Source organism: Bacteroides faecichinchillae JCM 17102 (assembly GCF_000614145.1).
GTDB classification, from domain to species: domain Bacteria; phylum Bacteroidota; class Bacteroidia; order Bacteroidales; family Bacteroidaceae; genus Bacteroides; species Bacteroides faecichinchillae.
Genome location: NZ_BAKK01000022.1, coordinates 48,404 through 71,570, shown reverse-complemented (window position 1 = coordinate 71,570; position 23,167 = coordinate 48,404). Strand labels below are relative to the sequence as shown.

At 36.0% G+C, this 23,167-nt stretch carries 13 protein-coding genes, 1 tRNA gene and 5 pseudogenes; 10 read left to right on the top strand and 9 right to left on the bottom strand.

Features of this window, described 5'->3' with window-relative positions; translation table 11 throughout:
* Positions 1–25 precede the first annotated feature (25 nt).
* The gene (locus tag JCM17102_RS12265) at positions 26–397 is read right to left on the bottom strand and encodes a hypothetical protein (protein ID WP_025075342.1); all 372 of its coding nucleotides are present in this window, start codon (positions 395–397) and stop codon (positions 26–28) included.
* 275 nt (positions 398–672) lie between these two features.
* On the opposite strand from JCM17102_RS12265, the gene JCM17102_RS12260 reads away from it, so the two are divergent.
* A complete protein-coding gene (locus JCM17102_RS12260) occupies positions 673–1,650 on the top strand; it encodes a Gfo/Idh/MocA family protein (protein WP_025075341.1) in 978 nt (325 codons plus the stop codon).
* Positions 1,651–1,906: 256 nt separating this feature from the next.
* On the opposite strand, the pseudogene JCM17102_RS27460 reads toward JCM17102_RS12260, so the two are convergent.
* The 5 genes and pseudogenes from JCM17102_RS27460 to JCM17102_RS27455 all read right to left on the bottom strand — a co-directional run bounded on the left by JCM17102_RS27460 (position 1,907) and on the right by JCM17102_RS27455 (position 10,308).
* Positions 1,907–4,227 (bottom strand): annotated as a pseudogene (locus JCM17102_RS27460) (ABC transporter permease).
* Positions 4,228–4,240: 13 nt separating this feature from the next.
* Positions 4,241–6,562 (bottom strand): ABC transporter permease, encoded by a 2,322-nt coding sequence (locus JCM17102_RS12250; protein WP_025075340.1) that lies wholly within the window; start codon positions 6,560–6,562, stop codon positions 4,241–4,243.
* A 104-nt stretch (positions 6,563–6,666) separates the two neighbouring features.
* Complete coding sequence (locus JCM17102_RS12245; protein WP_025075339.1) at positions 6,667–7,341, bottom strand: ABC transporter ATP-binding protein; 675 nt, start codon at positions 7,339–7,341, stop codon at positions 6,667–6,669.
* A 214-nt stretch (positions 7,342–7,555) separates the two neighbouring features.
* Entirely contained in the window at positions 7,556–8,806 is a 1,251-nt protein-coding gene (locus JCM17102_RS12240) for an efflux RND transporter periplasmic adaptor subunit (RefSeq protein ID WP_025075338.1), read from the bottom strand.
* A 27-nt stretch (positions 8,807–8,833) separates the two neighbouring features.
* Positions 8,834–10,308 (bottom strand): annotated as a pseudogene (locus JCM17102_RS27455) (TolC family protein).
* 195 nt (positions 10,309–10,503) lie between these two features.
* Between JCM17102_RS27455 and JCM17102_RS12230 the strand changes: the two are divergent.
* A complete protein-coding gene (locus JCM17102_RS12230; RefSeq protein WP_025075337.1) occupies positions 10,504–11,871 on the top strand; it encodes a sigma-54-dependent transcriptional regulator in 1,368 nt (455 codons plus the stop codon).
* Positions 11,868–13,160 (top strand): sensor histidine kinase, encoded by a 1,293-nt coding sequence (locus JCM17102_RS12225; protein WP_025075336.1) that lies wholly within the window; start codon positions 11,868–11,870, stop codon positions 13,158–13,160. Before JCM17102_RS12230 ends, JCM17102_RS12225 begins: the two co-directional genes overlap by 4 nt.
* Positions 13,161–13,173: 13 nt before the next feature.
* On the opposite strand, the gene JCM17102_RS12220 is transcribed toward JCM17102_RS12225, so the two are convergent.
* A complete protein-coding gene (locus JCM17102_RS12220) occupies positions 13,174–13,362 on the bottom strand; it encodes a hypothetical protein (RefSeq protein WP_025075335.1) in 189 nt (62 codons plus the stop codon).
* Positions 13,363–13,451: 89 nt separating this feature from the next.
* Here JCM17102_RS12220 and JCM17102_RS31700 point away from each other — a divergent pair.
* A pseudogene (locus tag JCM17102_RS31700) lies at positions 13,452–13,821 on the top strand (class I SAM-dependent methyltransferase); the annotation flags it as partial.
* A 131-nt stretch (positions 13,822–13,952) separates the two neighbouring features.
* A tRNA-Pro gene (locus JCM17102_RS12210) sits at positions 13,953–14,027 on the top strand.
* Between the two features lie 49 nt (positions 14,028–14,076).
* Here the strand turns inward: JCM17102_RS12210 and JCM17102_RS12205 are convergent.
* The gene (locus JCM17102_RS12205) at positions 14,077–14,790 is read right to left on the bottom strand and encodes a tRNA1(Val) (adenine(37)-N6)-methyltransferase (RefSeq protein ID WP_025075333.1); all 714 of its coding nucleotides are present in this window, start codon (positions 14,788–14,790) and stop codon (positions 14,077–14,079) included.
* A 214-nt stretch (positions 14,791–15,004) separates the two neighbouring features.
* On the opposite strand from JCM17102_RS12205, the pseudogene lon reads away from it, so the two are divergent.
* From lon to JCM17102_RS27440, 3 genes and pseudogenes are all read left to right on the top strand, one after another.
* A pseudogene (gene lon / locus JCM17102_RS27445) lies at positions 15,005–17,469 on the top strand (endopeptidase La).
* Complete coding sequence (gene tgt, locus JCM17102_RS12195; protein ID WP_025075332.1) at positions 17,466–18,596, top strand: tRNA guanosine(34) transglycosylase Tgt; 1,131 nt, start codon at positions 17,466–17,468, stop codon at positions 18,594–18,596. The pseudogene lon and the gene tgt overlap by 4 nt, the downstream one beginning before the upstream one ends.
* A 3-nt stretch (positions 18,597–18,599) precedes the next feature.
* Positions 18,600–19,695, top strand: a pseudogene (locus tag JCM17102_RS27440) (LptF/LptG family permease).
* A gap of 157 nt (positions 19,696–19,852) precedes the next feature.
* Here the strand turns inward: JCM17102_RS27440 and JCM17102_RS12185 are convergent.
* Positions 19,853–20,356 carry a redoxin domain-containing protein gene (locus tag JCM17102_RS12185; RefSeq protein ID WP_025075331.1) on the bottom strand — a complete coding sequence of 168 codons (504 nt, stop codon included), beginning with the start codon at positions 20,354–20,356 and terminating at the stop codon, positions 19,853–19,855.
* A gap of 266 nt (positions 20,357–20,622) precedes the next feature.
* On the opposite strand from JCM17102_RS12185, the gene serB reads away from it, so the two are divergent.
* Both serB and JCM17102_RS12175 read left to right on the top strand, forming a co-directional pair.
* A complete protein-coding gene (gene serB / locus JCM17102_RS12180; protein ID WP_025075330.1) occupies positions 20,623–21,852 on the top strand; it encodes a phosphoserine phosphatase SerB in 1,230 nt (409 codons plus the stop codon).
* Positions 21,853–21,899: 47 nt separating this feature from the next.
* Entirely contained in the window at positions 21,900–23,156 is a 1,257-nt protein-coding gene (locus tag JCM17102_RS12175) for a DEAD/DEAH box helicase (protein WP_025075329.1), read from the top strand.
* Positions 23,157–23,167 lie beyond the last annotated feature (11 nt).

Genomic DNA, 23,167 nt, shown 5'->3' with positions numbered 1-23,167 from the left:
ATTCTATTAGGTTATATAAAATGTATTAATTACCAGTTTTATTCTCTTTTCCTACTATAACCACTTTTTTAGCAGTAATAATTGTGTTTAATCCCGGTTCTTCTTCCTCTTCTATGAAATTTACCTTCACTGTATCTCCCAGTTCGAAACCACTAACTTCGTTTGGTTCCTGGTCCATTGTACTAATAAATATAGTATCTTCTTTTTCTGTGATTAACATAAAATTATTCATTGAAACGTCTTTTACAACACCAGTAATTACTTTTTCATCCTCAATATGAGCAGTTATACTATCAATAACTTGATCTTCATTATTTGATGTTTGCCCACTCTTTGGCTGGCAAGAACTAAAATAAACTATAGCTAAAACTGCCAGAGAAACTATTGATTTATTCATAAACATACATTTAATGAACAAAGATAATTTTTTCTATCTGTCTTTTCCTATAAAAAAATAAAAATCATTTCTTTTTTATGGAGAGACATTTTCAAGTGGAATATCAAAATGTCATTTTGTCATTTTAATATTCCACATTTGCAGGAATTTCATTAATGGCACGTCATCACTTAAATGAAAGAAAAAATTGGTTCGTTTAATCCTTTTTTGTATTTTTGAAAAAAGAAATAATATTACTTCATTCTCCAACTTTAAATAATATAAATGTAATAGATATGAAAACTTATAAGATAGGTATCATTGGTGCCGGACATATTGCCCGAAAAATGGCACACACGTTAGCCAATATGGAAGGAGTGGAACGTTATGCAATTGCTTCACGTGACATTGCGAAATCAGAAAATTTTGCCAAAGAATGGGGTTTCTCGCATGCTTATGGATCTTATGAAGAATTGGCAGACGACCCGACTGTGGATTTAATCTACATTGCAACACCACACGCTATGCACTACGAACAAGCAAGGATGTGCATTCTAAAAGGGAAACCTGTATTATGTGAAAAAGCTTTTACCGCCAATGCGCGTCAAGCAGAAGAATTATTGAAGCTAGCACAAGAAAAGCGGGTATTTATCGCTGAAGCCATTTGGACTCGCTATATGCCTTTGTCTCGGAAAATAACGGAATTAGTTCAAAGTGAAATAATCGGAAAACCTTTTTTACTGACTGCTAATCTCGGTTATGTTATTCGCGATAAGGAACGATTGATAAAACCAGAGCTTGCCGGAGGCGCACTCTTAGATGTGGGCGTATATCCACTAAACTTTGCGGCAATGATTTTCGGTACTGAAGTTAAAAGCACATCGACAACTTGTATAAAAACAGAATCAGGAGTCGATGCACAAGATAGCATTACACAGTTTTACTCCGCTGATCGTATGGCAATATTATCTTGTTCTATGTACGCCCAGACCGACCGTTTAGGTATTATTTCAGGTGATAGAGGTTGTATCATCGTAGAAAATATTAATAATCCACAGTCAGTAAAGGTTATAGACAATAATTATCGTCTCATTGCCGAATATCAGGCTCCTAAACAAATTACAGGTTTTGAATATGAAATTTCAGCGGCTATCGAAGCCATAGAAAATGGTTGGGTGGAATCGCCTTATATGCCACATGCCGAAACGATTCGTATAATGAAGCAGATGGATGCCTTGCGCGAAGAATGGGGAGTTAAGTATCCATTTGAATAACGGAACTATTTCAAAAACTATATAAATTATCAATAAGTAATTTTAGAGACTGCTTGAAAAGTCTGTAAGTTATATCATTCTATCATTCAAAAAACATTGCGAAGAATCTCCTCTTTATTAGCTCCCAAAGAGTAGATTCTTCGCCAAGCCCAGAATAACAGAATAAAATGATAACATACAATCACTTACAGATACTCACTAAAAAATAATGATTATGGACTGTTGAAACAGTCCTATTCAAATAAACAATCTTATTTTATTCACTTTTAATCACTTCAGCGGGATTCTGCCGGGCAGTCTTCCATACCCTCCAAATAATACTCAGGAAGATAATCAACGCCATCAATGCAAAGACACCGGTATATACCCACCAATCGATAGAGTCTGCTTCATATACACCTCGAGCCAATGTTTCATAATGACATAACCTAACGAGAAAGCCATACAAGAAGCAATGACGAGCAATATCATATATTCTTTGAAAAACAGATTCAGAATCACTCCCACACTGGCACCGTTCACTTTCCGGATCGCCACCTCCTTACGGCGTTGCTGGCAGGACAAAGTGACCAAAGAGAAGATGCCGAACACAGAAATCACAATACAGATAATAGAAACCACACTCAGCAATTTCATCAGATTCAATTCCGATTTCATATAACTGTTGTAAACCTCGTCCATATTCCTCAGCGTCACTCTGGCATCCGGACTCGCTTTCTTCGCCTCTGTCATCAACGCCTTACAAACTTTGTTCCAGCTCCCTTCCTTTACTCTGAAAATATAGTTCTGATTATGTTCTTTATCCGGATTCGGCTTAAAGACAGCCGGTTCTACCGGATGTATAGGAGATCGATGATAAATATCTTTAATAACACCTTTTACTATCACCTCCTGTCCACGAAAAGTCATATTCTTCCCAACAGGATCTTTCCATCCCAATGCTTTTGCAGCCGTTTCATTAATGAGCACCTCGTTGCTGTTCTTCTCATTGAACATCGCTCCTTGCAGTATCTCTATCCCAAAGAAATCAACATACTTTTGGTTGATATACAAAAGCTCAGCAACGATAGACTGACTTTCCGAAAGCTTCCCTTCCCAATCGGAAATCTCGTTAATAAATAAGCTTGATCTGGGAATCGGAGTGGTGGAATCATCCAAATAATCGATTACATCCGGCATTTGACTCAAAATATTACTCCAAGGCACCTCTTCACAATGATAAATTTCTGTGAATACACCCACATTGCGACGATCCAAACCTAGTTCGGTGGTATTCAGAACATAATTCAGTTGCTTCATCATCACCGATGTGCAAAATACAAAACCAATACTGATAAATAACTGAAACAACAGACTACCTTTATAAAACCAACCGGAGAAATGAAGATCCGCTCTCCGACTCATTCTGTCGGAGAGTGTCCGCTTGTTGGTATAATAAACAAGGACAGTAGCGATAGCAACACTAATCCCGATTAAGGACAGCATATAAATCAAAATCTCACGATAAAAGAAGGAGGTGCTTTCGTTGATTTGTGACAATTGCTTGAAATCCGGCAAAATCAGTTCAATCACCATAGTTCCTACACTAAAGGATAAAACAAGCAGCAGGAATAGCTCCGACAGAACCAACGCCAATAAGTTTCCGTCAGAAGCTCCATTAACCTTTCGGATAGCCAACTCGCGCTTGCGCATCCTGATGCGAGTGACGAGTACAGCCAAATAATTGCATAATCCGCAGATAACCACCAGCGCACCAATACATGCAAACAGCCAAACATACTCCATCTTGACATTCATGTCTTCTCGTGGATGGAGACCTCTTAACTTAGTCAAAGGAGCAATAGAAGTCGGTGTGGGCCATTCATATCCATTATCCAGAAGTTTGACATCCTTCAATCTGTCCTCCAGTTTCTTTATATCACTGTTCGGATGAACCCGAAACAGTGTATATACAAGTCCTGCACTTTCTTCCTCGAAATAGGGATGTAAAATATCAAAAGAGAATAAAGACGGCCCTTCAAACGACTTGACAACAGCGACAATCGTCTTTGTTCTATCCTTTCTTTTGGTAAATGCCAATTCTTTGCCTAACGGAGATTCTTTACCGAAGATCCGTTTGGCAGCTTTGTCCGTAATGGCTATTTGCGTTTTGTCCAAGCGCAAAGGAGTGTTTCCCTCCAATACCGTAACGAACATGGAAACAAAACTAGTATCAGCGTCTATTTCCGGCAGTAAAAACTCGTCTCCTTTTTCGTATCTTACTCCATAATATTCGGCTCTTGCAGGCCAAATGCTACACGCTATTTCTACTTCCGGACAATTCTTTATCAGATAGCTCCGCATTTGATTCTTGGTTTCATAATCAAAACCTTCCTTTTCTAACTGAGCACGACTACCTGCCAGATAAATACGATCGGCTCCTTCATGAAAAGAGTCATAAGACATCTCATAACGAATCCACAACAGAGACAAAGAGAGGCATACAAAACCTGCCGACAGTCCGATAATACTAATGCTCATCTGTACTTTGTACTTCAGCAGGTTTCGAAATGCTATTTTTAAATTATGTTCTATCATCATAATCTATTAATTATTCTTTTTTTATTACTTCCGCCGGATTCTGTCGTGCAGTCTTCCATATCTTCCAGATAATACAGAGGAAAATGATAAGTGCCATCAATACAAATATTCCTCCCAAAAGCCACCAAGTGATAGATGTTTGTTTCACATATCCTTCGAGCCAATGTTTCATAATAACATATCCTATGGAGAAAGCAATACAGGATGAGATAATGAGTAATAGTATATACTCTTTGAAAAACATATTTAGAATAATTCCCACACTAGCTCCGTTTATTTTCCGAATTGCAATTTCTTTACAACGCTGCTGACATGACAAAGTCACTAATGAGAAAATACCAAATACTGAAATTATGATACAGATTACAGATACTACACTTAATAGTACTATCAAATTTTGCTCCGATTTCATATAACTCTTATAAACTTCATCCAGATTCACTAATCTCAATTCTGTGTTTGGACAATTTTTCTTCAACTCCTCCGACAACTGCTTCGATACTTTATTCCATGTGCCTTCTTTCACTTTAAAAAGGTAATCTGATTTTATTTTAAAGCGCACGTAAGGTGGTTCTATAGAATATATTGTCGGAAGTACCGGATACATTGGAGATTGCAGATAAATGTCTTTAATGACTCCTTTTACAGTCGCTGAAGCATTAGCATTAATTATTTTCTTATTAACAGGATCTTTCCAACCTAATGCTTTTACTGCGGTTTCATTAATGAGAATGTCTGTTTCTTTTTCTGGCATGCTGCCCTCTACTAATTTTATTCCAAAGAAATCAACATACTCTTGATTAATGTACATATTTTCCGCCTCAAAGGGCTGTTCTTCTATAGACTTACCATCCCAGTCAAAGATTTTAGAACTCATAACAGACGATTTAGGAATCGGAGTCGGAAAATATTCCAAATGTTTAAGTACATCAGGATTCTGATCTAATATTGTTTCCCAAGGAATATCCTCACAATCATGCATTTTCAATATTGCTCCTACATTATGCCGGTCTATTCCAAGCTCATTTGTGTTCAGTAAGAAATCCAATTGTTTCATCATAACTAAAGTACAAAATACAAAACCGATGCTGATGAATAATTGAAATAATATACAGACTTTATAAAACCAACTGGAAAAGTGAATGTCTGATTTATGACTAATACTGTCAGATAAAGTTCGCTTGTTAAAATAATGTATCAGGATAACCGCAATGATAGTAGTGAGTCCAATTAGTACTATCATATAAGTCAGTATTTCAATATAAAAAAATGAAGTACTCTCATTGATTTGTGATAGCTTTTTAAAAGTTGGTAAAATGAGTTCTATAAACATACATCCTATTCCCAAAGATATACAAAGTAATAAGAGCAGTTCTGAAATAATCAATGTTAGCAAACTTTTATTAGATGCTCCATTCACTTTTCGTAAAGCTAATTCTCGTTTACGCATTCGTATACGTGTGATAAACATAGTTAGATAATTGCATAACCCACATATAATAACCAAAGCACCGATAGAAGCAAACATACGAATATGATTCATTTTAACATTCATATTTTGGTCTGGATGGAGATCTCTTAGTTCCGTCAATCTGACAATCAAAGGAGATAAAGGCCATTCCACTCCATTTTTTAGAACTTTGATGTTTTCTAATTTCTTTTCCAACGCTTTTATATTACTATTAGGATATACCCGAAAGAGTGTATACACGTTATAAACAGATTTTTCGTCAAATGGTAACAAAATATCGAAAGGAAATAAGGAAGGTCCCTCCCATGATTGAACTACAGCAACAATTGTTTTTTCCTCATTTTGTTTTTCGGGAAACACTAGCTGTTTGCCTATTGGAGATTCTTTCCCAAATATCTGTCTGGCTGCTCGCTCTGTAATAGCTATTTGATTTGCATTCAAATGTAAAGGTGTATTTCCATCCAGCACAGTAATATTGAACATAGAGATAGAACTGGAATCCACTTCTATTTGTGACAGTTGAAATTCAGTATCCTTGTATTTTAGTTTTTTATTGGACGATTTTGTAGGGCGAATACGACAGGCAGCTTCGATTTCGGGACAGTTTTTTACCAAGTAGTCATATAGTAAACAGTCTGAAAAGTAATTAAATACATCTGATTTTAGAATATCGTGACTACCTGCAAGATAAATACGATCTACTCCTTTATGAAATGAGTCATAAGACGTTTCATAACGAATCCACAGCAAAGACAGAGAAAGGCAGACAAAGCCTACTGATAGTCCAATAATGCTGATCCCCATTTGTACCTTGTACTTCAACAGGTTGCGAAATGCTATTTTTAAATTGTGTCGTATCATCATAGCTTCTTACTTTATTCGTTTTTCATAATAGTTTCCAGATTGAGTCGTACAGCTTTACGGATTTGCCATAACAGTGTTTTATCATGAATAGTTTGTAAGTATTACATATTAACTTCTGTTACTACCTGACCATCGAATAAATTAATAATTCGATCTGCATAACCAGCATCATGCTGTGAGTGAGTTACCATAACAATCGTTGTTCCTTCTTTATTCAATTCATTCAATAACCCCATTACCTCTTTTCCGTTTTTTGAATCCAGATTACCAGTCGGTTCATCGGCAAGAATCAACTTAGGATTAGCGACTACAGCACGTGCGATAGCAACACGTTGTTGCTGACCTCCGGAAAGTTGTTGAGGGAAATGTTTGCTACGGTGAGTTATAGCCATTCGTTCCATTGCTGTTTCCACTCTCTTTTTACGTTCAGAGGCTGAAACACCCATATAAAGAAGTGGTAACTCAATATTCTCATAAACGTTCAACTCGTCAATTAAATTAAAACTTTGAAAAACGAAACCAATCACTCCTTTACGAAGATTCGTACGTTGTGATTCCGTAAACTTGGAAACCTCTGTACCATTCAAATAATACTCCCCTCCTGTCGGATTATCCAACAGTCCCAGAATATTGAGCAAAGTTGATTTTCCACAACCGGATGGTCCCATTATGGTTACAAATTCACCTTGCTTTATTTCAATACTTACGTTGTTCAACGCCCAAGTTTCTACTTCTTCTGTCTTAAAAATCTTCTGTAAATTAACTGTCTTAATCATAATCGTAAAGTTCTAATATTATTATTCGTTTTTTATTACTACTGCTGGATTAAGATGCACAATTTTCCATATTTAAATATTACTGTACATATAACTAACAGAGTTATACCAATAAATATCCCCCCAAATACAATATTCCGTCATTAAAGAATACCTGATACATTTCTTTCCACTTTTGAAATACGACATAATATTATACTAAAATTATATATCTTTATTTGAGTATTAATTCTTCAGCATCGCCAAAGGTATCATATCCTGTTGTAATTACCCAATCTCCTGCCTGTAAACCTTCTGTAATTTCATATTGCTGGGGATTTTGGCGACCAATAGATAAAGGTATGCGAATTGCTTTAGTTTTGGATTCATTGATTTTGTATATCCACTGTCCTCCTGTAGCTTGGTAGAAATTTCCTCGCGGAATAACAAGTGCTTGTTCCGGCTGTCCTAATTCAATCTGAACACGAAAACTTTTTCCTACTCTTACATTATCTGGCATATCACCCGTAAAAACTAGGTCTACGTCAAACATACGGTCTTTCACTTCAGGAACTACTTTGGTTATCTTTAAGGGATATTTCTTTCCTTGATAATTAATGGTAGCCGGAAGACCAGTGATAATTCTATCAATATAATATTCACTCAAAGAAGTATGTATCTTATATTGATCCAAGACTTTAATTTCCGCAATACTTTCACTCGAAGAAACTTGTTGACCAGGAGTTACTTTTACAAAACTAAGTTGCCCTTTAATAGGAGCAGTCACCACCAATTTATTAAGTCGTTCACGAGTACGTTCATATTTTTTCTGTTCCCGTTCTCGATCGTTCCGAATCAACTCTTTGCGAATCATTGTAACGGCGGAATCATGGCGTAAATTTTCCTGTTGCAGCATAGCACTTTTCTGTTTATAATTATATTCATCTTCTGCTACTAGTAGTTGTGCCTTACTCTTTACTCCCATTTGATATTCTTCCCGATCAAGAGCTATACTCTTTTTCAAACGTTCCAATTCGTAACTATTTGTCAAAGCTTGTTGTTTCAAATTAAGGCTTTTCTGTTCCATTTCAATCTCCTGTTCTTGATAAGTGATCATTTGTTTCGCCCACTCATCATGCTGATCTTCAATACTACGTAACAAATCCGGATTAGAAAGAACCAGAATTGTATCTCCCATCTGAAGTAGACTTCCTTCCTCACCTACAATACGTTCCACACTACCAGCTTCACGAGTATTGACTTTTATAGTAAGGATTGGTTGTACCAAGCCTTCTACATCGACATATTCCATAAATTTATCTTCTTTCACCTCTGATATCTGAATATTATCAGTATCAATACGAAGCTTTTTAGGACCTAAAGAGAGTATCACTATGTAAATCAAAAATACGACAAATAAGATACCTGCTATTAAGTAATATTTATAACGAATGTACCAAGGTTTTTTTTCTAGTTTTATATCCATAATATATTAATATTTCTGTGTTTAACTTCATTTAATCAGGAGATTATAATCCTCAGTTAGTTTTATATTATGCTCAAAATCAAATAACGTCATACTACGAAGTGTATAATACAGCTCCAATAGTTATATAAAGTTGATACATAATTACGCCGAGCACTATCTTTCTCAGAAATGGAAGCATTCAAGTCAAGAATTGAAGATTTTCCCAACAAATAAAGTCTGCGGGCAACCTCATTTCTCCGTTGTGCTGTCTCGTCTGTTCTAGCTGCAATACGCACTCGTTGTATCTGTAAATTGAATTGTTTAACCAATTTACGTACATTCAATTCGAAATCCGTCAAATCCTGTTCCACTTGGTTATAAACTAAATCACGATTAGAACGTGCTACCCGTACTTGTCCCTTTCCTCTTCCCCAATCCAAAATAGGCAGTGAAATATTGACACTAACATGCTGTTGATCCAATAAATGACGGTAGGCTTCTGGTAATTTATCAGCAGTCTGTGTCAAACCGACACGTAAATAAATATCTGCTTTAAGACCTGCATTAGCACGGGCTTGAGCCACAGCACTTGCACTTTCCAACTTCCTACGGCTCATTGCATCTATATCTGGGTTGTTTTCATAAGCTAATGCAAGTGCCTCATCAAGATTCACATTAAAATCAGGAACTTTGGAACTAACATTCACACGAATTTCTACTTCTTCTTTAATTCCCAAATAAGAACAAAGCTCTTGCATACAATTATCCATTTCTATACGCGCATCCATACGGTTAGTTTCTTCAGTCAATCGGTTCAGCTCTAATTGTAACATTTCGTTTTCAGTTATGGTGCCGATATTATAACGTCCTTGCGCATATCGATAAAGCGTATCTGCATTGGCATAATTAAAATTAGCTATTTCATAATTACTCTGTGCTGTAGCCAAGGAAAAGAATTTTGACGTCGCACGTGCGGCAACCAACTCTAACGTCTCTACATATCTTTTTTTCGCTTCCTTATATCGTAAAGGTTCTATACGACGGTCCCATTTCAAACTGTTATATCCAAAAAGTGATTGTTTATATCCTAACATAACAGGTGATGTCTGCCAAGAAAATAGATGATCATTTATAATATCCATTCGTTGAGCGGAAGTCTCTAAAAATAAAGAACCTCCCGTCCAGGATATGTTTTGAGAAAGATTGAAACTTAAATCTGTATTCAATAAATTTTGCTCTACAAACTTAACAGAACCATCAGATAAAGTTACTTTATTAATAGCTCGATCCAAATTAGGGTTTGAGCTTAAACTTAACGTCGGCAAATAATTAGCACGGTAATAACGATAATTCCAATATGCAGAACGAAAGCTGTGTTGAGCATTTTGTGCATCAGGAGACTGATTCTTTGCTAATTCCACCGTTTGTTCTAGCGAAATCTCCATGATACGTTTCTGACTTAATACTTGTCCGGTTAGTATTAATTGGATAACTATTATAAGTAATATTCGTCGGTTCATATCCAGCATATCTTCTTTTAATAGAATCACTCAAAAGCTATGCCAAATAAATAAATAATTGTATATTAAACATATAACATTATGACAAACTGCAACACATCGTGCAATTCCGCACAAAAATAGTGCGTATTCGCACATACAACATATTTAGATTATAACTACTTTTGTAGCGAAGAAGTTAGAAATCATATTAAAATGGATAAAATAGGAAAAATTTTAATTGTAGATGATAATGAAGACGTTCTTTTCGCCCTCAATTTATTGCTGGAACCATATGCGGAAAAGATAAAAGTTGCTACTACCCCTGATCGTATCGAATATTTCATGAATACTTTCCAACCAGATATTATTTTACTTGATATGAATTTCAGTCGCGATGCAATCAGTGGACAAGAAGGATTTGAAAGTCTTGAACATATCTTAGAAATAGATTCTCAAGCTGTTGTAATCTTCATGACTGCCTATGCTGATACAGACAAAGCAGTACGTGCTATCAAAGCTGGAGCTACCGATTTCATTCCTAAACCTTGGGAAAAGGAAAAATTGTTAGCGACTCTAACTTCAGGAATGCGCTTACGACAATCGAGAAAAGAAATCAATAGATTGAAAGAACAAGTGGAAGTTTTAAGTGAACAGAATGCTTTTGATAATGAAATAATTGGTGAGTCTCCTGCAATGAACGAAGTCTTTTCTACTATACAAAAGCTAAGTGAAACAGATGCAAATATTCTTATTTTAGGCGAAAACGGTACTGGAAAAGATGTTATTGCCCGTTTACTTTACTGTTGTTCTCCACGTTATAATAAACCTTTCGTGACGATTGATTTGGGAAGTATTCCTGAACAATTATTCGAAAGCGAGTTGTTTGGATTTGAAAAAGGAGCTTTTACTGATGCTAAGAAGTCAAAAGCTGGACGAATGGAAGTAGCAACGAATGGAACACTTTTCCTAGATGAAATTGGGAATCTTTCTCTTCCAATGCAATCGAAACTGCTTACATCTATTGAAAAGCGATATATTAGCCGTTTGGGAAGTACACAAACAGTACCTATTGACGTCCGTTTAATATGTGCGACCAATGCGGATATTCGTCATATGGTAGAAGAAGGAAACTTTCGTCAGGATCTACTTTATCGCATTAATACTATTGAAATCCATATACCTCCACTTCGTGATAGAGGAAATGATATTATTTTGCTTGCCGAGCACTTTTTAGACCGTTATGCCAGGAAATATAAGAAAGAAATGCGCGGTTTGACAAGAGAAGCAAAAAATAAACTCTTAAAATATACTTGGCCCGGAAATGTACGAGAATTACAACATATTATGGAACGTGCGGTTATTCTGGGAGATGGTTCACTATTAAAACCTGATAATTTTCTTTTTCATAATACTTCCAAACAGAAAAAAGAGGAAAAAGAATTCTTAAATCTGGAAGTACTGGAGCGTCAAGCTATTGAAAAAGCTATGCGACTCAGTGAAGGTAACATTTCCCGAGCTGCAGAATATTTGGGTATTACAAGGTTTGCTTTATATCGTAAACTAGAAAAATTAGGCTTATGAAGCAATTTGCAGCTAAAGTTATTCTACACACAATACTTATTGTATTATTATCTATTGGTAGTTATCTACTATTTCAAAAGCATTTATGGTTCAGTGTCTCTATTTGTGTTTTATTGCTAATAGTTACTAGTATGAGTCTTTACCGTATGCAATTTAAACAAATTTCTTTGTTACGACGACTTACAGATAGCCTACGTTACAATGACTTAATGCAAACTTTTCACCCTCCATTCAAAAATAAAATAATGGATGAATGGTCTAAAGAACTTTCAGAAGCTTTAAAAGATTTTCGGGAAAGGTTGTTAGTAGAAGAAGTTAAACACCAATATTATGAAAATTTATTAAATAAAGTAGATACTGCTGTTTTGGTGACAGACAAAACGGGTTATATAGAGTGGATGAACCAAACTGCTATTGATCATTTAGGCCCAATAGTACAATTACCGGAAAATCTACAGAGGGCTGCAATTGCACCAGACACTTCTGTAGTTCGACTGGAACAAAACGGAACTATTTTAGAGATGGCTATTTCATGCACCATATTTACTTCGACTAGAAAAGAACATCAACTTATCAGCTTAAAAAATATCCATTCAGTATTGGAGCGGAACGAAATGGAAGCTTGGCAGAAATTGATTCGGGTACTAACACATGAAATTATGAATTCTATTACTCCAATCATATCTCTTTCAGAAACACTAAGCGAAAGAGGTATTCCAGACCAACTCAGCGAGAAAGAATATTCAATCATGTTACAAGCTATGCAAACTATTCACAGAAGAAGTAAAGGATTATTGGAATTCGTAGAAAATTACCGTCGTTTAACTCGAATCCCTACCCCCGTATGCAGCAACGTTTCTATTACTGAATTATTTATTGATTTAAAAAAGCTATTTCCACAAAAACAGTTTCATATTGAAATTCCTTCAACTGACATATTTCTATATATAGATCGAACACAAATAGAACAAGTACTTATCAATTTATTAAAAAATGCACATGAAGCATGTAGTCGGAAAACAAATAAAAATATTGAAATTAAAATAAGTTCTCATTCTACTAGTACTATTACTTTAACTGTATCTGATAACGGAGAAGGAATATTACCGAATGTATTGGATAAAATATTTGTTCCTTTTTTTACCACAAAAACATCAGGATCAGGTATTGGATTGAGTCTATGCAAACAAATAATTACTCTGCATAAAGGAAGTATTTCTGTAAAATCAGAACCTGGAAAAGGTAGTAGTTTCAACCTGACTTTTCCTATAATTCAACGCTCATTATAGCAGAGGATGATTATCACCCTCTACTACCTAAACTGTTCAAATCAGGATTTAGCTCTTTCACAGCTTCTTTTACCACCTCTTTAGTTGGTTTGCGGTAAGCTTCCGTTTGTTGTACTGGTGCTATTTCATTTACAATTCGCTCATATCCTTTTTGTTCCAGCAATGGCGTTTCTTTCGTTTCTTCTAATCTTTTTGTTTTCATATGACATTTCTGTTTTATGTTTTCTATTCTGCTAACAGAAAATAAAGAAAAATGGTTCATTGAATCTTAAAATATTTCTTGCTATTTAGCATAATTCTCATACATTTATTGATAATTGTCAAAAAATAAACACCTATCTAATAGAAGGTTCTTTTGTATTCTCTGTTGAGCACCCAATTTTTACAGCCTACATTCAAGATTGTTTTTTATGATCAAGAAGGTACTCGTATTGTTGATCACTATTTCTCAGAAGGAAAACCCAAAGCAACTTTATTAGGTGAAAAAGTGATTAAATATCATAAGACTTTGACGACTTATATTAATAGCCTTCTCCAAACAGGACTTGAAATTTGTGAGTTGATAGAACCATAACCTAAAATTACAATATTAAACTCAATTCAGGAAATGAAAGATGAACTGCGATATCCTATGATGTTAATAATCTCTGCCAAAAAAAAGTTAGTTTGCAAACTAGTGAGTTTCAGCTTTTTGAGAATAAATAAAGAAAAAACTTTCATTCTGCTATTGTTAATTAAAAAATACTCCCTATCTTTGCACCGCTTTTGAAAAGAACAACCCTTATAAAGTAGCGGGGTGTAGCGCAGTCCGGTTAGCGCACCTGCTTTGGGAGCAGGGGGTCGTGGGTTCGAATCCCGCTACCCCGACGATAAAATAAGACCTTTATATTTACTTTAAGCTATATAAAGGTTTTATTTATTTCATATTTAAATAATACTCTCTCGTCAAAGCGATATATTCTTCACTATATTGATGCCTGGACACTTCCGTCAAAAGCTCTTCAATCAAACATACTTGTTTCTTGAATGAAAAACAAATCAATGTCCGTTTAGGAGTCCCCCCAGGTTTTGTTACCACATTCAATTGTTTGAAAGCATATATTCCATAATTAACGGCAATCAATTTCACTCTATCTACAACATCTGTAGGAATAACAATCGCAAACTTTCCTTCTTTTGCAAGTAGCTCTGACACCCCTTTAAATAATATTTCATAAGTCAATGAGTTATTATGTCGTGCTGTACTTCGTTGTTGATCCGAACAAGTTAAAGAATCGACAAAATAAGGAGGATTAGAAACAATAACATCAAATTTTTCAGCAGAATGATAAAATCTAAAATCAGTTTGTAAAACCTCTATTCGATTTTTCCAAGGAGAACGAGACACGTTTTCTTTTGCTTGTTCAGCGGCAGCTTCATCAATCTCAAGTGCGACAATATAGGAGTCTGATAAACTGCGTTGAGCTAACATCAATGCGACCAGCCCCGTACCTGTTCCAATATCTAAAATTCGATGAGCTCCTTGAATAGAGGTCCAAGCACCTAACAATACCCCATCAGTACCAACTTTCATGGCACATTTGTCATGCCATACAACAAACTGTTTAAATTGAAAATAAGGATTCGACATAATTCTCTCTATTCTAAACCTGTTTCTTACTCATATTTTACTGAAAACCGCCAAAAATAAATAATTATTATGGAATATATCCTTTGTCCATTGAAATTTTGGCATTGTTTTTGTATTTTTATTCTACATGCGCTTTATTATTAGAGAGAATCAATTAACTTTGCAAACGATTTATGCATATCAGTTATGACATAAACTAAATTAAAACGAAAAGATGAAAGATAAATATTTATTGGAAGATGTAAGTGATAACAACTTCTCACTTATCACAGACTATGATGGAAACGACGAACACGCGTTTGATGTTAATGTAAAATCAGGTGAAATTCTTCCGGTCCTTCCCCTTCGTAATATGGTGTTGTTTCCTGGAGTATTTCTACCAATAACTGTTGGACGGAAAACATCATTGAAACTGGTTCGTGATGCCGAGAAGAAAAATAAAGATATTGCAGTTGTATGCCAGAGATCTGCTCAGATAGAAGATCCTAAGTTAGAAGATCTACATGCAATTGGCACTGTAGGGCGAATTGTACGTGTACTTGAGATGCCGGATCAAACGACCACCGTCATTCTACAAGGAATGAAACGTATGCAACTGAAAGACATCATAGAAATCCATCCTTATTTAAAGGGAGAAATAGAACTTCTAAATGAAGAAATACCTAATAAAGATGATAAAGAGTTTCAAGCTTTAGTAGAAACGTGTAAAGACTTGACAATGCGTTACATCAAATCATCGGATATAATGCATCAGGATTCGACATTTGCCATTAAGAATATCAGTAATTCGATGTTTTTAGTTAATTTCATCTGTTCCAACCTCCCTTTTAAAAAGGACGAGAAGATGGATTTATTAGCTATCAATTCTTTAAGAGAACGTACATACCATCTTTTGGAGATTCTGAACCGTGAAGTTCAGTTAGCAGAAATTAAGGCATCTATCCAGATGCGTGCTCGGGAAGATATCGATCAACAGCAAAGAGAATATTTCTTACAGCAACAGATTAAGACGATTCAGGATGAGTTAGGCGGTGGCGGTCAAGAACAGGAAATTGAAGAAATGCGTCAGAAAGCTGAAAAAATGCGTTGGAATACTGAGGTCAGGGAAACTTTCATGAAAGAGTTAGCTAAATTGGAACGCACTCATCCACAATCACCGGATTTTAGTGTACAACTGAACTATCTGCAAACAATGCTAAACCTCCCCTGGGGAACTTATACAACCGATAATCTGAATCTGAAGAATGCAGAAAAGACGTTGAACAAGGATCATTATGGACTAGAGAAAGTAAAAGAACGCATTTTGGAACATTTGGCAGTACTGAAACTCAAAGGTGACATGAAATCACCGATTATTTGTTTGTATGGCCCTCCAGGAGTTGGTAAAACATCACTGGGTAAATCCATAGCTTCTGCATTGAAACGAAAATATGTACGTATGTCCTTAGGGGGTGTTCATGATGAAGCAGAAATTCGCGGTCACCGTAAAACATATATAGGAGCAATGCCTGGACGTATTATAAAAAGCTTGATCAAAGCAGGTGCATCTAATCCTGTATTTATTCTTGATGAAATTGACAAAGTTAGCGCTGATCGTCAAGGAGACCCGTCTTCTGCATTATTGGAAGTACTAGATCCCGAACAGAATACAGCTTTCCATGATAATTTTCTGGATGTGACTATGATTTATCCAAAGTATTGTTTATTGCCACAGCTAACAACCTAAATACAATCCCTGGTCCATTGCTTGACCGTATGGAATTAATAGAAGTCAGCGGATATATCACAGAAGAAAAAATAGAGATTGCTCGTAAGCATTTACTCCCAAAGGAATTAGAAGCAAACGGTCTGAATAAGACAGATATCAAATTCCCTAAAGAAACGTTGGAAGCTATTATTGAATCTTATACTCGTGAAAGTGGCGTACGTGAATTAGAGAAAAAGATAGGTAAGATCCTTCGTAAATCAGCACGCCAATACGCAACGGATGGTTACTTTGCTAAAAAAGAAATTAAGCCATCAGATCTTTATGATTTTTTGGGTGCACCGGAATATACACGTGATAAATATCAAGGAAACGATTACGCAGGTGTTGTCACAGGATTGGCATGGACAGCAGTTGGTGGTGAGATTCTTTTTGTTGAAACCAGCTTAAGCCGAGGTAAAGGCGAACGTCTTACATTGACCGGTAACCTTGGAGATGTGATGAAAGAATCTGCCATGTTGGCACTTGAATACATCAAAGCTCATGCTTCTATACTTAATTTGGAGGAAGATATTTTTGAGAATTGGAATATTCATATTCATGTGCCCGAAGGAGCAATCCCTAAAGATGGTCCTTCAGCCGGTATAACGATGGCTACATCATTAGCTTCTGCTTTAACACAACGTAAAGTGAAAGCTAACATTGCTATGACCGGAGAGATTACTCTTCGTGGTAAAGTGCTTCCTGTAGGAGGTATCAAAGAAAAGATATTAGCAGCCAAACGTGCCGGAATTAAGGAAATTATCATGAGCTCCGAAAATAAAAAGAATATTGACGAGATTCAGGATATTTATTTGAAAGGTCTCACTTTCCATTATGTAAACGATGTTAAAGAAGTTTTCGCTATCGCTTTAACTAATGAGAAAGTTTCTGATGCTATTGATTTATCTGTAAAGAAACCCAGCCAGGAATGACATTTGAGTTACAATATACAGACACCAAAAGTAATGCCCGTACTGGTCTGATAACAACAGACCATGGACAAATACAAACGCCTATTTTTATGCCTGTAGGTACTTTAGGCACAGTAAAAGGAGTACATCTGACAGAATTAAAAGAAGATATTCAGGCACAAATTATTTTAGGAAATACCTATCATTTATATTTGCGTCCGGGATTAGACGTTATTGAAAAAGCTGGTGGATTACACCGTTTTAATGGTTTTGATCGTCCAATGCTAACCGATAGTGGTGGGTTTCAAGTATTTTCTTTAGCCGGTATTCGCAAACTTAGAGAAGAAGGTGCAGAGTTTCGTTCACATATCGATGGGAGTAAACACATTTTTACTCCTGAAAAAGTAATGGATATTGAACGTACGATTGGCGCCGATATCATGATGGCTTTTGACGAATGCCCTCCGGGAGATTCTGATTATGAGTATGCTAAGAAATCATTGGGATTAACTCATAGATGGCTTGACCGTTGTATCCAGCGCTTTAACGAAACAGAACCTAAGTACGGATATAAACAATCGCTTTTCCCTATTGTACAAGGATGTGTATACCCAGACCTGCGTAAACAATCTGCAGAATTCATAGCCTCTAAGAATGCCGACGGTAATGCTATTGGAGGGCTGGCGGTTGGTGAACCTGTAGATAAGATGTATGAAATGATCGAGATTGTTAATGAGATTCTTCCTAAAGACAAACCTCGTTATCTGATGGGTGTTGGTACCCCTGTTAATATACTTGAAGGAATCGAACGTGGCGTGGATATGTTTGATTGTGTTATGCCTACCCGAAACGGAAGAAACGGTATGTTGTTTACCAAAGACGGTATCATTAATATGCGAAACAAGAAGTGGGAAACAGACTTCTCTCCTATTGAGATTGACGGAGCCTCCATTGTAGACACATTATATAGCAAAGCCTACTTGCGTCATCTTTTCCATGCACAAGAATTATTGGCAATGCAAATTGCTTCAATACATAACTTAGCATTCTATCTATGGTTGGTGGGAGAAGCACGAAAGCATATCATTGCCGGAGATTTTTCTACATGGAAACCGATGATGGTAAAAAAGGTGTCATCAAGATTATAAGAAATGAAAAGCAATCGATTCTTAAAACGGCTGGACTGGTATATCATCAAGAAATTCTTGGGGACATACGTATTTGCTATTGCATTAATTATTTCTATTGCAGTGGTATTTGACTTTAATGAGAAAATGGATAAGTTGATGGAACATGAGGCTCCATGGAATAAAATCATTGTCGAATATTACATGAATTTTATCCCCTATTTTTCAAACTTATTCAGTCCGCTTTTTGTATTCATTGCTGTTATTTTCTTTACTTCCAAATTGGCTGAGAATTCCGAAATTATTGCCATGTTCTCTACTGGTATGAGTTTCAAGCGAATGATGCGTCCATATATGATTTCTGCGGCTATTATTGCTGTGATAACTTTTACGTTGAGTTCATATATTATTCCCAGGGGAAGTGTAACACGTTTGAATTTCGAGGATAGATATATTAAACCTAAAAAAAAGAATACCGCACAGAATGTACAGTTGGAAGTGGCTGATGGGGTGATTGCCTATATCAATAGCTATAATGATGCTTTAAAAACCGGTAATCGTTTTTCACTGGATAAATTTGTTGATAAAAAATTAGTTTCACATCTGACAGCACGACGTATCACATATGATACAACGACCGTTAATAAATGGACTATTCACGATTATATGATTCGAGAGCTGGATGGATTGAAAGAAACAATCACTAAGGGAGATCGGATAGACTCTATCATTAATATGGACCTTCTGATTTCTTGATCATGAAAAATCAGCAAGAAATGCTTACCAGCCTCAATTGAGCGAATACATTGATAAACAAAAACGAAGAGGATTTGCCAATATAAAAGAGTTTGAGATTGAGTATCATAAACGAATTGCAATGTCATTTGCATCTTTCATTCTAACAATCATTGGTGTTTCTCTTTCTTCTCGAAAAACCAAAGGCGGTATGGGTCTTCATTTAGGTATTGGACTAGGACTAAGTTTTTCTTATATCTTATTCCAGACAGTAACTTCAACTTTTGCTGTTAATGGAAATGTACCTCCTTTTATTGCTGTATGGATTCCAAATATTCTTTATGCAGGTATAGCATTCTTCTTGTACAGAAAAGCTCCAAAATAAAAAAAGTATAACTAATATAGAAGTTCCGCCTATTCATGCTGTCAGCAAGAACAGGCGGAACTTTTTTGTTGTATTCATTTCCTCTTTTGTCTATTCTCTATCATCTCGCTAAAAGGCAAGATGGAAAATTTAACTTTCTCCTCACATCAAAAGATTGTTAGCAAATCTTTTTTATATAAGCAGAAAGATCTGCAGCAGAGATGTTTTTGGCAATAATCACACCATTTCCATCCAATAAATAGTTAGTGAATCCCCGATTCAAACGATACTTCTTAAATAATCCGGAATCCTCGCCTTCTGTTTCTACAAAACAAGTGGGCGTAACTATTTGATCCTTACGAATAGTTTCCTCAAAGATTGACTCATACTCGTCAAACGAAACAGAAACCATTTCCACATTATGGGAAGAACGAAGCACATTGCTCAAACTCACGTTTCGCATCCGGGATTGCGCATCATAACTTGCCCAAAAACTAAGCAACACATATCTACCTTTCATATCAGCTAGCTTAAATAAAGGTTGCTTTTCTGACGTAGATTCGATTTTAAAATCAGGGGCTACGTCACCCGCACTCAAACCTCCGGTAGGTTTGTCTTTCTCAACGAAAGCGGTCAAGGAACAAATCAGTAATACAACAAAAATCCATTTTACATGTCTCATGTAAGTCGGTTTTAGTTAATACTATCCGGGACTGTCCTCAAACAGTGGTTTCTTCCCGAAACATCGTCTTTCCAGGCATCAGGCGAAGAGGAATCCGCTGATTATCAGTGCCTTTATTTTTGAAACCGAGTGCAAAGGTAAGTAATTATTAAATTAACTTCCAAGAAAACAAGTAGATTTCTTACTTAATAAGTATAACTTTTTATGTTATTTAGCATAAAAACAAACTTTTTTCTCTACTTTTGCATGATAAAAGTCTATTTTTTATGCAACCATCAAATACTGAATTAATTTTGATTAGGGTTACCGGTGAAGACCGTCCCGGGCTGACAGCTTCTGTAACCGAAATTCTGGCTAAATATGATGCTACTATCCTTGATATCGGTCAAGCAGATATTCATAATACTTTATCATTGGGAATTCTTTTTAAAAGTGAAGAACGACATTCTGGATTCATTATGAAGGAGTTATTGTTCAAAGCTTCATCATTAGGAGTAAGCATCCGATTTGAACCTATCACTACAGAACAATATGAGAATTGGGTAGGAATGCAAGGTAAAAACCGATATATACTGACTGTATTAGGACGTAAGCTATCTGCACGACAAATATCTGCTGCAACTAGTGTTTTGGCAGAGCAAGGTTTGAATATAGATGCGATCAAACGTTTGACAGGACGTATTCCTTTAGACGAAGGTAAGACTGATACCCCTACCCGCGCCTGCATAGAATTCTCAGTACGAGGAACTCCCAAAGATCGAATTGCTATGCAAGAGCGATTGATGCAGCTTGCCAGTGAGTTAGAGATGGACTTTTCTTTCCAACAAGACAATATGTATCGTCGCATGCGTCGTCTGATTTGTTTTGATATGGATTCTACATTGATCGAAACAGAAGTTATTGATGAATTGGCTATACGTGCAGGTGTAGGTGAAGAAGTAAAAGCAATCACTGAAAGTGCCATGCGTGGAGAAATAGATTTCATAGAAAGTTTCACACGTCGCGTAGCTCTTTTAAAAGGGTTGGATGAGTCTGTTATGGAAGAAATCGCTGAAAGTCTGCCGATCACCGAAGGAGTAGATCGATTGATGTATGTTTTGAAGAAATATGGGTATAAAATTGCTATTCTTTCAGGAGGGTTTACTTATTTCGGACAGTATTTACAAAAGAAATACGGCATTGACTATGTATATGCGAATGAATTGGAGATAATAGACGGTAAGCTGACTGGACGTTATCTAGGAGACGTCGTTGATGGCAAAAGAAAAGCAGAACTTCTTCGCCTAATAGCTCAAGTGGAGAAAGTAGATATAGCTCAAACAATAGCTGTTGGCGATGGAGCTAATGATCTTCCTATGTTAGGAATTGCCGGATTGGGTATTGCTTTCCATGCAAAGCCGAAAGTTGTAGCGAATGCGAAACAATCGATTAATACTATCGGATTGGATGGAGTACTCTATTTTCTGGGATTCAAAGATTCTTATTTAAATATGTAATTGAGAGCAAAATTTATTCTATCTTTGTTGGCAAATAATTTTAGATAATGAAGTTTTCCGAACTACAACTAAACGCAAATGTGCTTGAAGCGCTTGACGCAATGCGATTTGACGAATGCACGCCTATACAAGAGCAAGCAATTCCAATAATACTTGAAGGTAAAGATTTGATAGCAGTAGCACAAACCGGTACTGGTAAAACTGCAGCATTTTTACTACCCGTTCTTAATAGATTATCTGAAGGAGGTCATCCAGAAGATGCTATTAATTGTGTCATAATGTCTCCTACCCGTGAATTGGCTCAACAAATAGACCAACAAATGGAAGGCTTCTCTTATTTCATGCCTGTATCAAGTGTTCCTGTATATGGTGGAAATGATGGAGTATTATTTGAGCAGCAGAAAAAGGGATTAACCTTAGGTGCTGATGTAGTTATCGCTACTCCCGGACGGTTAATTGCACATTTAAGCCTTGGATATGTAGATCTTTCCAAGGTTTCTTATTTTATATTAGATGAAGCAGATCGTATGCTTGACATGGGTTTCTATGATGATATCATGCAAATCGTGAAATATTTGCCGAAGGAACGTCAAACAATTATGTTTTCGGCTACCATGCCTGCTAAGATACAACAATTAGCAAAGACTATATTGCATGATCCGATAGAAGTCAAACTTGCTGTTTCACGTCCGGCCGATAAGATTATTCAGGCAGCATATATCTGTTATGAGAATCAAAAACTAGGAATCATACGGAGTCTATTTTCTGATGAAGTTCCAGAACGTGTTATCATTTTCGCTTCTTCTAAAATAAAAGTAAAAGAAGTAACTAAAGCACTTAAAATGATGAAATTGAATGTAGGAGAAATGCATTCGGATTTGGAACAAGCTCAACGGGAAGTTGTTATGTACGAATTTAAAGCGGGAAGAATCAATATTTTAGTTGCGACTGATATTGTTGCACGTGGTATTGATATTGATGACATACGATTAGTCATCAATTTTGATGTGCCACATGATAGTGAAGATTATGTACACCGTATTGGACGTACAGCACGTGCTAATAATGATGGAGTAGCAATAACTTTTGTTAGCGAGAAAGAACAGACAAATTTCAAAAATATTGAGAACTTCCTCGAGAAAGATATTTATAAGATTCCCATTCCAACAGAGTTGGGCGAAACTCCCGAGTATAGACCACGTTCATTTGAAAAAAGAGAATCCGATTATAAGAGAAAAAATTTCCGCGGGAAAAGACCGAGCTATAAAAAAGGAAATTTCCGTCCTTCTTCTCAAAAGAACTAGGACATTTAAAC

Bases quoted from the DNA above. Each gene is read 5' to 3' on its own strand.
- JCM17102_RS12265 (WP_025075342.1), bottom strand. From the start codon at position 397: ATGAATAAATCAATAGTTTCTCTGGCAGTTTTAGCTATAGTTTATTTT.
- JCM17102_RS12260 (WP_025075341.1), top strand. From the start codon at position 673: ATGAAAACTTATAAGATAGGTATCATTGGTGCCGGACATATTGCCCGA.
- JCM17102_RS12250 (WP_025075340.1), bottom strand. From the start codon at position 6,562: ATGATACGACACAATTTAAAAATAGCATTTCGCAACCTGTTGAAGTAC.
- JCM17102_RS12245 (WP_025075339.1), bottom strand. From the start codon at position 7,341: ATGATTAAGACAGTTAATTTACAGAAGATTTTTAAGACAGAAGAAGTA.
- JCM17102_RS12240 (WP_025075338.1), bottom strand. From the start codon at position 8,806: ATGGATATAAAACTAGAAAAAAAACCTTGGTACATTCGTTATAAATAT.
- JCM17102_RS12230 (WP_025075337.1), top strand. From the start codon at position 10,504: ATGGATAAAATAGGAAAAATTTTAATTGTAGATGATAATGAAGACGTT.
- JCM17102_RS12225 (WP_025075336.1), top strand. From the start codon at position 11,868: ATGAAGCAATTTGCAGCTAAAGTTATTCTACACACAATACTTATTGTA.
- JCM17102_RS12220 (WP_025075335.1), bottom strand. From the start codon at position 13,362: ATGAAAACAAAAAGATTAGAAGAAACGAAAGAAACGCCATTGCTGGAA.
- JCM17102_RS12205 (WP_025075333.1), bottom strand. From the start codon at position 14,790: ATGTCGAATCCTTATTTTCAATTTAAACAGTTTGTTGTATGGCATGAC.
- tgt (WP_025075332.1), top strand. From the start codon at position 17,466: ATGACATTTGAGTTACAATATACAGACACCAAAAGTAATGCCCGTACT.
- JCM17102_RS12185 (WP_025075331.1), bottom strand. From the start codon at position 20,356: ATGAGACATGTAAAATGGATTTTTGTTGTATTACTGATTTGTTCCTTG.
- serB (WP_025075330.1), top strand. From the start codon at position 20,623: ATGCAACCATCAAATACTGAATTAATTTTGATTAGGGTTACCGGTGAA.
- JCM17102_RS12175 (WP_025075329.1), top strand. From the start codon at position 21,900: ATGAAGTTTTCCGAACTACAACTAAACGCAAATGTGCTTGAAGCGCTT.